At 42.4% G+C, this 13365-nt stretch carries 16 protein-coding genes and 1 tRNA gene; 6 read left to right on the top strand and 11 right to left on the bottom strand.

Annotated elements, in window-relative coordinates:
• The first annotated feature begins 375 nt into the window (after positions 1-375).
• From V7K42_RS20675 to V7K42_RS20665, 3 genes are all read left to right on the top strand, one after another.
• Positions 376-2625: a PAS domain-containing sensor histidine kinase gene (locus tag V7K42_RS20675; RefSeq protein WP_334919231.1), complete on the top strand. Its 2250-nt coding sequence runs from the start codon at positions 376-378 to the stop codon at positions 2623-2625.
• Positions 2626-2686: 61 nt separating this feature from the next.
• Positions 2687-2758 (top strand) — tRNA-Lys (locus V7K42_RS20670).
• 401 nt (positions 2759-3159) lie between these two features.
• Positions 3160-3624 (top strand): response regulator, encoded by a 465-nt coding sequence (locus V7K42_RS20665; RefSeq protein WP_334919230.1) that lies wholly within the window; start codon positions 3160-3162, stop codon positions 3622-3624.
• A gap of 187 nt (positions 3625-3811) precedes the next feature.
• On the opposite strand, the gene V7K42_RS20660 is transcribed toward V7K42_RS20665, so the two are convergent.
• The 10 genes from V7K42_RS20660 to V7K42_RS20615 all read right to left on the bottom strand — a co-directional run bounded on the left by V7K42_RS20660 (position 3812) and on the right by V7K42_RS20615 (position 10000).
• Positions 3812-3991 carry a hypothetical protein gene (locus V7K42_RS20660; RefSeq protein WP_334919229.1) on the bottom strand — a complete coding sequence of 60 codons (180 nt, stop codon included), beginning with the start codon at positions 3989-3991 and terminating at the stop codon, positions 3812-3814.
• Positions 3991-4179 carry a hypothetical protein gene (locus tag V7K42_RS20655; protein WP_334919228.1) on the bottom strand — a complete coding sequence of 63 codons (189 nt, stop codon included), beginning with the start codon at positions 4177-4179 and terminating at the stop codon, positions 3991-3993. The genes V7K42_RS20660 and V7K42_RS20655 overlap by 1 nt, the downstream gene beginning before the upstream one ends.
• Before the next feature lies 1 nt (position 4180).
• Positions 4181-4606 carry a hypothetical protein gene (locus V7K42_RS20650; protein ID WP_334919227.1) on the bottom strand — a complete coding sequence of 142 codons (426 nt, stop codon included), beginning with the start codon at positions 4604-4606 and terminating at the stop codon, positions 4181-4183.
• Positions 4603-4944, bottom strand: coding sequence for a hypothetical protein (locus tag V7K42_RS20645; RefSeq protein WP_334919226.1), 342 nt, complete (start codon positions 4942-4944; stop codon positions 4603-4605). The genes V7K42_RS20650 and V7K42_RS20645 overlap by 4 nt, the downstream gene beginning before the upstream one ends.
• 6 nt (positions 4945-4950) lie before the next feature.
• On the bottom strand, positions 4951-5382 hold the full coding sequence (locus tag V7K42_RS20640) for a hypothetical protein (RefSeq protein WP_334919225.1): 432 nt from the start codon (positions 5380-5382) through the stop codon (positions 4951-4953).
• Positions 5383-5413: 31 nt separating this feature from the next.
• Positions 5414-5773 (bottom strand): hypothetical protein, encoded by a 360-nt coding sequence (locus V7K42_RS20635; RefSeq protein WP_334919224.1) that lies wholly within the window; start codon positions 5771-5773, stop codon positions 5414-5416.
• Positions 5774-6117: 344 nt separating this feature from the next.
• Positions 6118-7065, bottom strand: a complete 948-nt coding sequence (locus V7K42_RS20630) for a hypothetical protein (RefSeq protein WP_334919223.1) — start codon at positions 7063-7065, stop codon at positions 6118-6120.
• Between the two features lie 2 nt (positions 7066-7067).
• A complete protein-coding gene (locus tag V7K42_RS20625) occupies positions 7068-9200 on the bottom strand; it encodes an alanine-zipper protein (protein ID WP_334919222.1) in 2133 nt (710 codons plus the stop codon).
• Between the two features lie 3 nt (positions 9201-9203).
• Positions 9204-9638 (bottom strand): hypothetical protein, encoded by a 435-nt coding sequence (locus V7K42_RS20620; RefSeq protein WP_334915496.1) that lies wholly within the window; start codon positions 9636-9638, stop codon positions 9204-9206.
• A 5-nt stretch (positions 9639-9643) separates the two neighbouring features.
• Positions 9644-10000, bottom strand: coding sequence for a hypothetical protein (locus V7K42_RS20615; RefSeq protein ID WP_334919221.1), 357 nt, complete (start codon positions 9998-10000; stop codon positions 9644-9646).
• A 219-nt stretch (positions 10001-10219) separates the two neighbouring features.
• Here V7K42_RS20615 and V7K42_RS20610 point away from each other — a divergent pair, with 219 nt between their 5' ends.
• Genes V7K42_RS20610 through V7K42_RS20600 form a run of 3 tightly spaced genes read left to right on the top strand, consistent with a single transcriptional unit; the run spans position 10220 to position 11252 of the window.
• Positions 10220-10822, top strand: coding sequence for a tyrosine-type recombinase/integrase (locus V7K42_RS20610; RefSeq protein ID WP_334919220.1), 603 nt, complete (start codon positions 10220-10222; stop codon positions 10820-10822).
• A 4-nt stretch (positions 10823-10826) separates the two neighbouring features.
• Positions 10827-10994: a hypothetical protein gene (locus V7K42_RS20605; protein ID WP_334919219.1), complete on the top strand. Its 168-nt coding sequence runs from the start codon at positions 10827-10829 to the stop codon at positions 10992-10994.
• 15 nt (positions 10995-11009) lie between these two features.
• Complete coding sequence (locus V7K42_RS20600; protein WP_334919218.1) at positions 11010-11252, top strand: hypothetical protein; 243 nt, start codon at positions 11010-11012, stop codon at positions 11250-11252.
• 103 nt (positions 11253-11355) lie between these two features.
• Here the strand turns inward: V7K42_RS20600 and V7K42_RS20595 are convergent.
• On the bottom strand, positions 11356-13365 hold a 2010-nt coding region (locus V7K42_RS20595; protein ID WP_334919217.1), incomplete at its 5' end, for an AAA family ATPase.

The raw sequence follows: 13365 nt of genomic DNA, 5'->3' as shown, positions 1-13365 counted from the left end.
AATTAAACATTCTTCGGATCTTTTATTGTATCTTCCCATTCCCTACCCTCGGCCAATAAGTTTATGAATAATTGTAAATTTAATCGTTCAAACTTGATTATTGCACCTAAATATATGCAAAAATCTGGGAAAACTGTTCAAAAATCATTAAATTTGCCCTAACCTGCAAATGAATTTCTGCCTTCACAAAGCAGGATTTGTTAAGCTGACTCCTATTAGCTTTCCTAGATTTCTGACAAGAAGTAGAGAAAGATCAAAATTTCCATGAGCAACAGCTGACAATACTTTGCTATAGGCGCTAAGGTGCATCTACTACAAGCGTAACCATAAGAGAGCGCCTAGAAGAGTCAGTCATAACCAGAAAGGGACTCTCGCATGAATATAAATCCAGCAGAATCAACTATGGAGTTGACAAAATTATCGCCTCCTCAAATTATCTTCGGCACAGAACTAGATGAGAAAAGTAGTAGCGAGCAATTTCTACTGAGCATGTACAATTCTGTGCAGGCATCAATATTTGTAGTAGATGTTCTAGAGGATGGAGATTTTCAGTATGTGGCACTTAATCCCACTCATGAGCGGTGGATAGGTATTTGCTCAGACGATCTCCGAGGCAAAAAACCAGAGGATATTCTTTCCCCTATTGATGCTGCTAGGGTCCGTCAGCATTATGCTGACTGTGTGCTATTCGGCAAAACTATTTCCTACGAACAATGTTTGCAATTTCAGGGGGTTCTCACTTGGTGGAGTACAACTCTCACGCCACTAAGGGATGCTAACTCCCGAATTTATCGACTGATTGGTACTAGTAGCAATATTACTCCTGTGAAGCAAGCCCAAGAAGCAGTCGAACTCCAGGTTGAACGGGAACGATTGCTAGAAGCGATCGCTGGACGAATTCACCAATCTGTAGAATTAGAGACAATTCTGCATCAGACTACAATTGAACTACGACAATTTTTGAATTGCGATCGCATCCTCATTTATCGCTTCGAGGCTGATGGCAGTGGGGTAATCATTGCCGAATCAACTGTGGCTACAAGTGAAGCACTACTAGGAAAAAATATCACCGATCCCTGCTTTAATAGCAAACATCCAGAACACTACGGGCGAGGTTGCATTCAAGTTGTCGAGGATATCTATGCAGCCGCCTTGCACCCTAGCCAGATAGATTTTCTGGCATCTTTGCAGATCGGAGCCAATGTAACTGTGCCAATTTTCAAAGAGCAAAATATGTGGGGGCTGTTGATTGCCCAGCATTGCCATGAATCTCGTCAATGGCAGCAAACAGAAACTGACTTACTCAAACAGTTGGCAACTCAAATCGGCATTGCTGCTGGACAGGCAGAACTTCGTCAGCAGCTTGAGGATATAAAAGGCAAGCTGGAGTCGCAAAAACAGAAGCACAAAAGTCAGTTGCAGCAGGTGCGAAACTTTGAAGCCTTGGTGCGACGGATGACAGAACAAATCCGCGACAATCTGGATGAAACTCTAGTATTGCAGACAGTGACTCAAGAATTAGCAGAGTTACTCAACCTTGAATGTTGCCAAATTGAACTCTATAGCCCTTGTCAAACCCTGGTAACTATTGCCTACGAGTACAGCATTAACCTATCTCAGTGTCAAGGAGCGACTAGACAGATTGCAGACTGTCTGGAAGTTTATCAGCCCTTGTTGCAAAAACAACCTCTGCAATTTTTGGAAATTGCCCCTGCATGGCAACCAAAGTTGTTGGTTATGTCCCAGATGGCTTGTCCAATTTTTGATTCTCAAGGGTTTTTGGGAAATCTTTGGTTGAGAAGACCATCACAAGAGGGATTTGATGAATTTGAAATCGAGTTAGTACAGCAGGTAGCTAATGAATGTGCGATCGCAATTCGTCAAGCTCAACTTTACCAACAAATCCAGGCACAGGTAAAAGAATTAGAAAATTGCGATCGGCTCAAAAACCAATTCCTCAGAAACCTCTCCCAAGAACTGCGGACACCCATCACTAGTATCAGCCTTGCAGTCCAAACCCTCGAAAGTGTCTTGACACCCCCAGAAATACTAGAGATAGAAATAGTTCCACAACTCTTGCAGATTCTGCATAACGAGTGTGCCCGAGAAAGCAAGTTAATTAACGACCTACTCACACTCACATATCTCGAAGCCCAACCCGATCCCCCAACATTGATTGCCATTGACTTACAAAGCTGGCTTCATCCCATTGTCGAGTCTTTTCGAGACCTCACCAACTGCCAGCGACAGCAGTTAAACCTGAGTATCGCTCGCGAACTCCCGCTTTTAGAGACAGATATTACAGATATGGAGAGGATTATCACCGAACTACTCAACCATGTCTGCAAATATACCCCGGCAGGTGAGTTTGTCACAGTTTCTGCTCAACTGAGAGGGGATGCAGTAGAGCTTAATATTAGCAATTCTGGACTAGAGCTTACCAGCAACGAACTGTCACGGATATTTGAGCCTTTTTATCATCTTTCCAAACACGATCCTTGGAAACATAGCGGCACTGGACTGGAATTAGCATTAGTGCAGAAAATGGTCAGACATTTAGGCGGCTCAATTTATGTAGAGAGTGGAACTGGTCAAACTACTTTCACTATCAAATTCCCCCTTTAATTCGTTTTTTGGCGCGGCACTAGCTAAATTGTTAGAGGTCTGCTATGATGGTTATTCGTGTGGGTGACTAGCTCAACGGTAGAGCAGTAGACTCTTAATCTATTGGTTGCGGGTTCAAATCCCTCGTCACCCACTACTTCCACACCTCAAAATTTACCCTTGACTAATTCTTGACTAAATTGAGTGGTATCACGCTCCAAAAGCCCCATTTATCAAGGGTAAACACGGCAAAGCTTTGACTAATTTAAATAAAAACGCTTACTGCCCAGTGGACTTTCTCGTGTGTCCACTGGGCAGCTAAAATTTGAAGGCTCACACGCCAGGGGCCGCTTGACCTTATTCCCGGTTCCGGTGGTATTGCCTTAGCTGTAATATAGCAAGTGACTTTAGGGAGATTTTGACTATTTAAAAATGTATATTTTCAATTGTTCACAAACGGTTTTTAATTTAAGATAATAATGTCTAAAAGCAGATGACTATCATCATCTGCTTTTTAAGACTCCTAATTGTCATTACCAAGAAGGAGGTGGATATATGCTGCCACAAAATTTGACTGATACGTATCTAGAAAAAGATAGAAATTTTTTAGAGGGAATACACCCACAAAAATCTTTATCTCTCAATAGTTTACGAGTACTTGTAGTAGATGATAATGAGGATTGCTCAACCTTACTGAATTTTTTTTTGGAAGATTATCAGGCACAAACCAAGGTAGCGGTATCTGCTGATGAAGCTATAGAAGTAATAAAAATATGGAAACCAAATATTCTAATCAGCGACATCGCGATGCCTGGGAAGGACGGTTATTCACTAATTCGCAGTATCAGAAACAAAGAAGCTTTGGAAGGTGGTTTTCTTCCAGCCGTGGCTCTTACAAGTTATACATATGACGAATGCTTGAGCAAAGTAATAAATGCTGGATTTCAAGAATTAATTCCTAAGCCTTTTGAAGTAGATGAGCTAGTTGAAATCTTGGTAAAGCTTACATGGGGTACATAGAATTGATGAACTGCGATCGCATTTTTAATTGTCTAGGATGAATCGCCAAGCTTTGCCGAGTCGAACGGCTTACCACATTCCCGTTGGGGCGAGGACAGCTACCCGCCGATATCCTCCCACTGGATGCAAGACGACCCTTGCTCATTTTAATAAAATCACAACTTGTTAGAGTGAATCCCCAGGCGACTCATCGGAGTTTTTTAGCTGCTAACCATGCTTCAACGCAGTTCCAAGCATCATCGTAGGAGTTATGCACGTGAGTGCATAACCCATGAGGTTTATTTCCATCGGATCTAGTAGTTAATTGCCATCTACCAGTTCTTTGACCAGAATCAATGATTTCCAATACCTCAATGATGTGCTGCATTACTTTTGTGGTTGTGACTGCTCACCAGCGGCAGGTTGCTGCACCAAGTAACCGAGGATAACCGTAGCAATGCCCCCAATAGTGCCAGCCACACCATGATTAATCACACCAGCACTGCCTAACAAGTTAGAACCACCAGCGATTAAACCAAAAATCGTGCTTAAAGTGTTCAAAGTAGATTTAGACATTTTATTCTTCCTCTGTGTTTTCTTCGTATTCTCGAATTGTGAAATTTCCGCCTTTCTGTAGAAAGCGTTGAATATCCCTTGTGTAAAAGAGTAGCCTTTTGAACTTATGATTGATTTTCTGATCAAGCTGTCCCATCAACATTTGAACTACATCTTTTCGATTTACATATTCCTGAATATGTAAATCCAAAGTCCGGTCAAGTCGAGCAATCTTTTCAGTATTACTCGCCTGCTCTTTAAGCGCTTTCTCAATTTGGGTAATTGAAGATGAAATGGTATTCATCTTACTGATAACTCGAATAGCCACCCCAGATAAGATAGATACACTAACAAGAGTTGCTAAGAATATCTCTGTAGTCTCTAGGGTTATAACTATCCCTTGCTGTGGATTAGTGGTAACTGCAATAGTGCTTTTTGGAGTGTTCATCCTTGTATCCAGACTCCAACAGATACAGTTTTAAAGTAAGTTGGAAAACTAATATCTACTGAGTAGTTAGAAATGACTTGAGGGAAAAAGATAATATTCCCTCCAAGTCCAAGCTTTTTAGAGAAAGTAATCCACGAAGTTGAGCCATCTAGCCCGGTCAAGACTTTCTGATCTATCCATGCCCCGGTGTACCAAGTCGGTTTAGCGTTCTCTGTCGAAATCTTAATTGCAACAATTTGGGCATTTAAAAGACTTGGTACAGTGAATATAGGGATAGAACCATTAACAGAAGCGAAGCTTCCATTCCCTACAGTTGTCCAACCAGTAGATAAATCCATTCGTTACTAGCTGCGTCCAGTAACACGAGTGGTATTGACTAATCCAATAAAAGTTGCACCTTTACTCTTAGTGTTATTAACAGTTGTCGGAATAGTCTTATTGATGATATCAGAACCAATAGTTGTGTCTTTAGCATCGGCATAATGCAATTTAATGCGATATGTTTTTCCATCACTAGCCTTGGCAATTGCTGTAGCAGTCGTAAGAACTCCAGCACGAATTAATTCTTTAATTGGTGTTAGAGCCTTGCCAGTAGCTTTAGTCAGAGCTACTTCTGTAATGCCTGTGGCTGTTGCGATTGGACCTGCGCTATAAAATCCTGGGCTAACTCTGAAATAATACACATCAGTTTCAGCAGGTGTACCCGGTTCATTCCCTACCCCTGGAGTGGCAGCAGTGACTACTACTGCTAGCCTTGCAATACCATAAAGTGCCATTATTTTCTATTTCCTTTTAATTAATAGATGATTATGAGAAAGTCAAATGTTCTGGAATAACACTGCTAGTAATAGGTTGACCTCTAAAAGTTGAACCTGCTAAAGCTAATCCCCCGGCAATGTTATCTCGGCTGCACACGAGCTTAGAGCGCTTACGAATTCCATTAATTTTGTAAGAAATAGCTATATGGAATATCAGTCCTGCGTTAAGTCCAGCCTTCAATGTCAAGTGTTCTGTACCAGCAGGTAACGCACCCGTTACCTTGGTAATACCAAGGACTGTCCCGACCGTACTTGAGGGATTTGCTGATTCATATTCATCTGGAAGAATCATCACATAAGTTCTTCCACCTACAGAAAGAGTATGTGGTAATCTTGCAACCGTTGCCATTTTCTATACGTCCTTCGTTTTGCCTGTTGTAAAACCTTTATAGCCTCGACGAATAACGCACGAGTAACTAGGAAACCTTAAATAGTTCCTTAGCACGTTTGACGCACGAATCAACACAGCAAGATTTATATACGTATTACTTAAGAAGTTTTCGTATTAAAAAGTAAATAAAATGATGAAATTCAAGTAAGACCAGAAGCGATTAGCAGATACTTACAAAAATTTTAAGGGACTTTTAATACTACTGATTTTTAACTAGAGATTTAACACTCGTCTTTTGCTCATCAATTACAACTAAAGCTCTTGTCAATTGCAACTAAAACTCTTGTCAATTGCAACTAAACCTAATGTACTAAAGGGATATGTTTATATGTTGTATCTACTAAATAAACTGGTTTTTTTACTAAAGGTATCTCAACATAAGCATATCGAAAACGAACGTTAGCAATTGGGCGAAACTTTGGTGGTATTATCTCTTTCTCGTAAACTAATTGTTCTACTGGTGTAACTGTATTATCTCGTAATGGTTCATGAGTATTTAGCTTATTTTGGTTGTAAACAGTTTCTGTGCATTCCAACATTTTTTGAATTATTGGCAATGCATCAGTTTCTTGATGAGCATAAATTCTTAATCTGTACCCGTTCGCCGGGTCGGTATAGCTATAAATATTTTTTCCCTTAGTAAACTGTATTCCTTGCCCATTTACAACAAAAAACTCTTTTATCAACGTTGCCAAAGCAATAGCCTTTGCTTTGGTGTATGTAGCAGCAGTCTCTTTTATCAGTCGGAAGCTATATTCTGCGTCTAGCCTTGATGTGCCGTGTGGAACACTTGCAATATCCTGTGAGAAATAGAAATAAACCTTTGGATGTCCCGCGACAGGCGGAGCAATATCATTAGTTGAGCCATTGTAAACAATCAGGTTACTGTTACCGTATCCCAGTAAATCCCAGAATAAACGATGTCTCATTGCAATGAGCAATTCATTATCGTCAGGAGTGATAGTACACGCTACTCGTAAGCTACTACGAGCGCTTGCAATGTTCGGTTTCCAGTCAGTCGGTAAATCTTTAAAATAAAGCGCTACCGCTGCATTGTGCTGTGGGTAATAAACCTGCTTAAGGTGCTGAAAAGGATCGTAATTTTCAGGTAAGGCATCTTCAGGAGGCGTAGCCGCTGTTACGGTAGTACTAGAATGAGTTAACGAGTCACCTGTGGCGATATTAGAAGTAGGTGGAAACTGACCTCCACTATCAGTTATTGGTGGAATATTTACACCGTTACTAGTCATAGTTAGTCATTCCCATTGAAAATGTCGTCAATAGTCGCCTCGATAATATTTGTGCTATCTGCTTTCGCCTGTTCTTGGGCGAGTATTGTCTTAGTGGGATCTGGAACCGTTACTCCTGGTTCGTATCTTTTCACGCTACCATCGGCATTATGTATCGGGTTCCCGTGTGCATCCACAGGATCGGTCTGATCTAATGCCTTAGAAAAAGCGTCTGTACTCTCGTTGACTGCGATTGCTGCTGCACTAAAAGCCACTGGTATTGCTACCATCATTTGAATAGTATTCGCCTCGGCACTTGCGGTATTAATGAAGTCAAAAAACTTGCCTTTCATGTTCGGTTGAGGGTTCATGAAAGCGTAGGCATGTTGACCTACTACTCCCCAAATTTTTAGAGCGTTACCGATTTTACCGATATTACCGCCTATCATTTCTAAGCCAGATGTTAGGATACCAACGGCATTACTAACCTGATTGAAAACATTACTTCCCGCTTGATAGATGCGATTTGCTTTTGCCCAATCGGTTGTAATGGTTGTGTAATTATCAGTGCCAATCGCATCTTTTACGAGGTCTTCTATTGCGTGTCCTAGCACTTCGGTAATATTAATCGGCTGTCCGTTAATGCCTTTAGGCAGAATTAAACCTACACATTGATTGATGATCGTGCCTAACGTTTGAGCGAGGTTGTTAGACAACATTGCAGCATTGTGCAACGTTGCTGCAAGGGTAAGTAACTGCATTGCTTTTTCGACATAGGTATTCGTTGCGATCGCAGTTACTAAGGCGGTCAGCGCTGCATTGCCTGCTGCAATAAAAGCCTGTATTTTACCGAATAGTCCTGTTGTGGTAGCGTTTATATTCGCCCTCGTTGCCGCATGTTGCTGAATAATCAATCCTCGTAAGCTCGCCAAATCTGCTGGATTCACGTCTTTACCATTCCTTCCCGCTATGCCTGGATTCCCCTGTCTACCAGGTGCGCCATTCCTACCCGGCATACCACTAACACCAGGTCTACCAGTAGGACCCACTGTACCGGGAATGCCGTTTGCACCGGGCGCACCATTCAATCCGTCTCTACCTGCTGGGCCTTGTATGCCTTGTGCCCCAGCAAATCCGCGCTCACCTCTATCGCCTTTATCACCCTTAAGTCCTTTCAAGCCTTTGAAAGTTTGAAATAAAGCAAGTGCTGTAAGTGCGACACCAAGGGCTTCTACGGCTTTACCAAACGCTTCACCAGCTTTACTGCTTGCAGTGTTAGCCAACTTGGTTGCTTCGTTCGCCTTGGTTGTGGCTGTATTGGCGGTTGCTTGCGCCTCAACCGCTTTGTTGTAAGCAGTTGTAGCGTTTTCATTGGCTATTGCAGCATTCTTGACGGCTCCATCGGCGGTGGTTTGTGCTTGGGATGCTTTACTGCTTGCACTCACAGCAGTGGTTTGAGCGTTTCCTGCAAGTACATAAGCACTTCCCGCCCTTAAGTTTGCAGCCTCGCCAATTCCTCTAGCATCTATTGCTATACCGCGCACTTCTGCAATAGTAGATTCATTTCTACTGATTCGATTTTGCAATCCTAGTAATTTTCCTAAGATGCCAGATACGCTAGCACCAAGAGCTTCTAAGCCACGCTCAACAGCATCAATGCGGCTACCAAGAGTCTCTAAGGTTGCAATTGTCTCTACTAAACTTAGAATCGTTCCTAGAATGCTTAACAGTGGTGCTAGCTTGGCAAATAGTTCTCCTATCGCTTTCAGTGCTTGATTACTGATACCTAATGCATTAGCAGCAGTTTTTAAAGCATTAGCTATTGTTAGCTCTAAGGCTGTCAATTTACCTAAAATATTAGTGATTTGTCCAGACAGTTTAAAAAGAGTGTTTTCAAGACCTGTTATCAGTTCTCTAATAGGTTTTAATTGTCCTAATACGTAACTAATTACTAAGGGTAATATCAAGTCTTTAGCTTGAATTTTGGCAGTATTAATGATTGCAGCTTCGTTAGTGCGAGGAATATATTTACCATCAATCGCTGCTAATTGTACTTTCAAAGCATTGATTTGAGCTTGCAACTTCTCACAGCAATCGCACTTGCTAGCGCAACCAAGCGCACTTTTTAAATTACCAATAGTGCTAGAAGCTGACATAATTTAACACTCATGATTCTTAAGTTGTGATGCTAAACCTTCGATTTGTGCCCAGTCGCTATTACTAATACATTTCCCACTACACCCAGTACCACAAGCGAGTTCGCAAGCGTTCATATCTGAGTACAATCCTGGTGTTTTGTACGTTGTACTTGGTGTACACGCACCGTTTATGCAATCGTAAAGTACTATAACGACCTTACAAGCGTTACATTCACCGTATGTGTTATATCCAGGTGTTGGGGTTGCATCGTTAACTGCACTTGCCGATTGCGAACCGTTGCGATAAACAAATCCACCTCCCCCTAATCTGCTGCCATCAAGGAAAAGTGCTTGCCCTCCTTCCATTGCCTGAAATGTCGCGGATGTACCGCAAGCAAAATACTCGTAATAGGCATCGTTGTTAACACCTTGCCCAGAAAACCTCCAACATTTCATAGCTATTAGTAATCACCTGGGTTGATAGTAGAACCAACATCAACTTTGGCAAGTGATATTGTTTTTTGGTCTTGTCTGTAGGCTGTATTATCACTACCTCTAGTTGTAAAACTAGAAAAGCCATCACTAACTATTAGCGATTGATCAATATTTGCATCAAAATTAGTTTGAGTTAAATATGATTCAGCATTTTTTACGATTGCTACTAAATGCCCTTCGGCTGTGCCTGTTGATGGTGTAGTTAATCCTGCTGCTTGCAAAGCTGCATCAGAAATAAATAATCCAGAAGTTGGTGTTGTCGCTCCACTTGCTAATCGAGATGCCCCAGTTCCAAAAATCTGTACTAAAGTTGGTTCTGCCATGAAATTAATGGATTTTATGAAGTGAATAAATCCGTTGTAGCGGCAAGCCAAATTTATGTAAATGTTCCACTTTTATGTAAAACAAGCACAATCACTGAAGACGCAAAAGCCTTGCTGTAAATAGTATTAAGCCAGATTTAGCTATTAGCTAAAAATAGAAATGTTCCGGTTTAGCCATTGGGAGTGGTTAAACCGGAACAGTTAAGAAGAGAAGGTCAAATGAAAAATGATAGAGAAGGTCAAGCTGCTGTTTTGAGTTATGCGGATTGTTCAAAAATTCGCACACAGATTAGGAGCCGTAAATACAAGTTGCTTTTTGATTTGGCTTGGTACACAGGTGAACGCTGGGGGGCTTTGGTACAGCTGCGAGTTACCGATGTTTACAGTGACGATGGTAGCCCACGTGAGTATATCAATTTTCGAGCTAGAACGCGCAAGGCTAAACCCAATAGTAAGCAGAAAGCACAAAAAGCCTTACGCAAAAACCGACAAGTGCCAGTGCATCCAGTTCTTAAGGAGATATTGCTTGCATACAAGCCAGAGTCAGATTCTGTTTGGCTGTTTCCGGCTCGTGAAACCGACAAACCGATTACCTTGAGGTGGGCAGATGCAATTTTACGCGCTGCGGTTGACAAAGCTGGATTATCTGCCAAGGGAATCAGCACCCACAGCACCCGCCGGAGTTTCATCACCAACCTGGCAAACAAGGGTATTAACCTGGCCATGATTAAAAAAATTACTGGTCACACTGACTTGAAAGTGCTTTCTCAGTACATCGAGGTGAGCGATGACGATATGAAAAACGCGATCGCTACTTTATAAATCTATGAACAATGCATTATTCGTGAGAATTGAATGTTTTTATTGTCAACTGCAAGCTGGTAACTATGACCACCCTTTTGATTTAGCCGTGGCACTGGAGGCGCTGACCAATAGTGCTTGGGATGAAGTTGAGGAACTCTACCCCCACCTACTACCCCCAAAGTCGAGCTGATCGAATAATCTGAAATTGGTTTTAATTCAAACTAGCCGCGATCGCATTTTTAAATCGGAGAAAAATATGACCTCTGCAACCAAAGAAATAACCGTACAGGAACTGATTCTTGAATTACAAAATTTTCCCAGCGATGCACGTATCTCCCTGACTGATGGCTATGGCGAAACATTTAGCATCGTCGGTTTTGAAGCTGGGTCTGACGGCGTGAATATTGTCATTGCTGATGATGTTAATGACGACGACGATGACGGGTGAACCCCTCAGAGGTAGGTTTCCACTACGCTAACTTTTGATGTAGTTTCATGCAAGCAAGTGCTAGTATGAGCTTTTTTATACTTGTCGATCGCCAAACGCCAGATTATAATTGCGTGCTTGAATTAGGTTCACTGAGCTTATTAGGCTTAACATAGTCAAATTTGCCAGAGGCGTACTCTATCTGCAATTCTCTGCCACGGCTTTTGAATCCGACAATTTTCACCAGTTCTCCCCCGTACATTGCAGTTCTCCCTGGTTCCGGCTTCCAGGTTAATGCCGTGAGGTCAGATAGCTTCACTCGGATTATATCTATGTCACCAGCAAGCACGATTTTAGCCTCTGCTCTGGTAACAATTATTTCTTGGATCTTGGCTTTCTTGTTGTGAAGAGAGCAGTGGCAAATATCACCTTTGAGCAATGCGGTAAAGGTGGGGCTATTTTTAGTTGGTGAGCATTTCTCAAATTCTCCGGCTACAAAGTGCAATCCAGATGCAGTCCTGATAGTTTTATCGGAAAGTCTCTCTATGGTTTCTTCCCGCCCAATCAGTTCTGTCCTGCCGGGGCAGGCGGTGATACGGATTGTGTCTTTAGTTTTAAAGCCAAGTTCTGTTAGTTTGGGCTGATGTAGTATATCGCTGCTGTCACAAATGCGATCGCGATCGCATTGGATCACCTCGTGATCACCTTGCGATCGCCTTACCGGATCACCTTCTGAATCACTTACTGGCTCTGCATTTCCGGCTAAGGTGATCAGGTGATCATCATTGAAGTTGATTTTTTCTTCTGATTCGGGATTTGATAAAATTGCAATTCCTGATGTACTTAGGTGATCACCTTCCAAATTTTCTGGCAAGTTATCGGCTGAAGTGCTTTCTGACGAATGGTTGGTATTGTGGTTGGTAAGGTGATCCGTCAAGGTGATCATAGAGGTGATCACAGGTGATCCATCGTTTTTATACACATCATCGTTTTTACCATTTATCTCGTCATGATAAGTGTTTGAGTTATTTTCAAAGGTGATCCGCGTAGATGGTGTTATTGTTGCACTTTGTAACAGAGTTTCTGTACTACAGTTTCCCGATTCCCAAGCAATGTAATACAACTTTTTCGTACCGCTCAAGCTTCTCTCGTCAAGGCTTATTAGTCCGTCTCTGGCTAATTGCGATAAACAGCGCCGTGCATTGCCAGAGGTAGTGCTGATATAGTGAGCTACTTCTTCAGCTTCAAATTTCTTGTTGGCGTGTTCTTGTAAAAATTTGATGATCCGGTCTTTGGTGGAATTGTCTGGTGAACCCAGTTCCTGACCAACTTCCTCTAACAGAGAGAAGCTGAAATCCTCTTCGTTAAAGAATAGGCGATAGCTGGCGGGGAATCGGCGCGATCGCGATTTCTCGATCGTGAGAATTTTCTCTTGCGGGTTAGCGCTGGGGTTGGAGTCTTTCTCAAGTTTGATAACTTCTGAGACAGCATTTCTAACTGCTGTCGTCCCCCTAGACCCTCCGCTTTTGTTGGTGTGGTGAACAATGACTACGGTTATCCCCGTTTCCGCCGCGAACTTGTTTAGCTCCAGGACGGGGCGAGAGTATTCTGTTCTGTTTTCGTCGTAAAGGGAGTAGCGGCTAACAAAGGTCAGTGAGTCGATCATGATGACTGCGGGTTTAAACTCAGCCGCGTCTTCATACAGAGTTGGCATTGCGTCGGTGTTCCAGCCAAATCTGACTCCTGTCTTCTTACGAACTTCTGTACCTGGTTTAAAGCCGCGCTTATTTAGGGCCTGAAGCATATCGTGTTTTGATTCATCACCCTGGTAGATAAGAACGCGGCGACTATCGGCAGTGGCAGGGAAGCCATTCCAGTTTTTACCGTCGGCTATGCAGTGCAGTAAGTCGTAAAGAAATTTGGTTTTGCCAACGCCACCATCGGCGATTACCAGTGCTGTGGTTGCCTGTGGAAGTATTCCGCCCAAAAGCCATTGTCTCCCCTGTGTGCCTACTTCCTCTTCAAGCTCATCTAAACTTTTTCGTGGCTCGACTGTGGCACACAGCGATTTCATGTAGAGGTCTTCTAAGTCTTTAACTCTTCTGCCAGGGCTGCTATTAGCTAATTCCTGAAG

Origin of the sequence: Nostoc sp. (genome assembly GCF_036917455.1) — a bacterium.
In the GTDB taxonomy this organism is placed as follows: Bacteria; Cyanobacteriota; Cyanobacteriia; order Cyanobacteriales; family Nostocaceae; genus Nostoc.
The sequence above is the reverse complement of the archived record's forward strand: the minus strand, read 5'-3'. Positions and strand labels throughout refer to the sequence as shown.

Bases quoted from the DNA above. Each gene is read 5' to 3' on its own strand.
- V7K42_RS20635 (WP_334919224.1), bottom strand. From the start codon at position 5,773: ATGGCAACGGTTGCAAGATTACCACATACTCTTTCTGTAGGTGGAAGA.
- V7K42_RS20620 (WP_334915496.1), bottom strand. From the start codon at position 9,638: ATGAAATGTTGGAGGTTTTCTGGGCAAGGTGTTAACAACGATGCCTAT.
- V7K42_RS20640 (WP_334919225.1), bottom strand. From the start codon at position 5,382: ATGGCACTTTATGGTATTGCAAGGCTAGCAGTAGTAGTCACTGCTGCC.
- V7K42_RS20645 (WP_334919226.1), bottom strand. From the start codon at position 4,944: ATGGATTTATCTACTGGTTGGACAACTGTAGGGAATGGAAGCTTCGCT.
- V7K42_RS20625 (WP_334919222.1), bottom strand. From the start codon at position 9,200: ATGTCAGCTTCTAGCACTATTGGTAATTTAAAAAGTGCGCTTGGTTGC.
- V7K42_RS20675 (WP_334919231.1), top strand. From the start codon at position 376: ATGAATATAAATCCAGCAGAATCAACTATGGAGTTGACAAAATTATCG.
- V7K42_RS20630 (WP_334919223.1), bottom strand. From the start codon at position 7,065: ATGACTAGTAACGGTGTAAATATTCCACCAATAACTGATAGTGGAGGT.
- V7K42_RS20660 (WP_334919229.1), bottom strand. From the start codon at position 3,991: ATGCAGCACATCATTGAGGTATTGGAAATCATTGATTCTGGTCAAAGA.
- V7K42_RS20615 (WP_334919221.1), bottom strand. From the start codon at position 10,000: ATGGCAGAACCAACTTTAGTACAGATTTTTGGAACTGGGGCATCTCGA.
- V7K42_RS20650 (WP_334919227.1), bottom strand. From the start codon at position 4,606: ATGAACACTCCAAAAAGCACTATTGCAGTTACCACTAATCCACAGCAA.
- V7K42_RS20610 (WP_334919220.1), top strand. From the start codon at position 10,220: ATGAAAAATGATAGAGAAGGTCAAGCTGCTGTTTTGAGTTATGCGGAT.
- V7K42_RS20665 (WP_334919230.1), top strand. From the start codon at position 3,160: ATGCTGCCACAAAATTTGACTGATACGTATCTAGAAAAAGATAGAAAT.
- V7K42_RS20605 (WP_334919219.1), top strand. From the start codon at position 10,827: ATGAACAATGCATTATTCGTGAGAATTGAATGTTTTTATTGTCAACTG.
- V7K42_RS20655 (WP_334919228.1), bottom strand. From the start codon at position 4,179: ATGTCTAAATCTACTTTGAACACTTTAAGCACGATTTTTGGTTTAATC.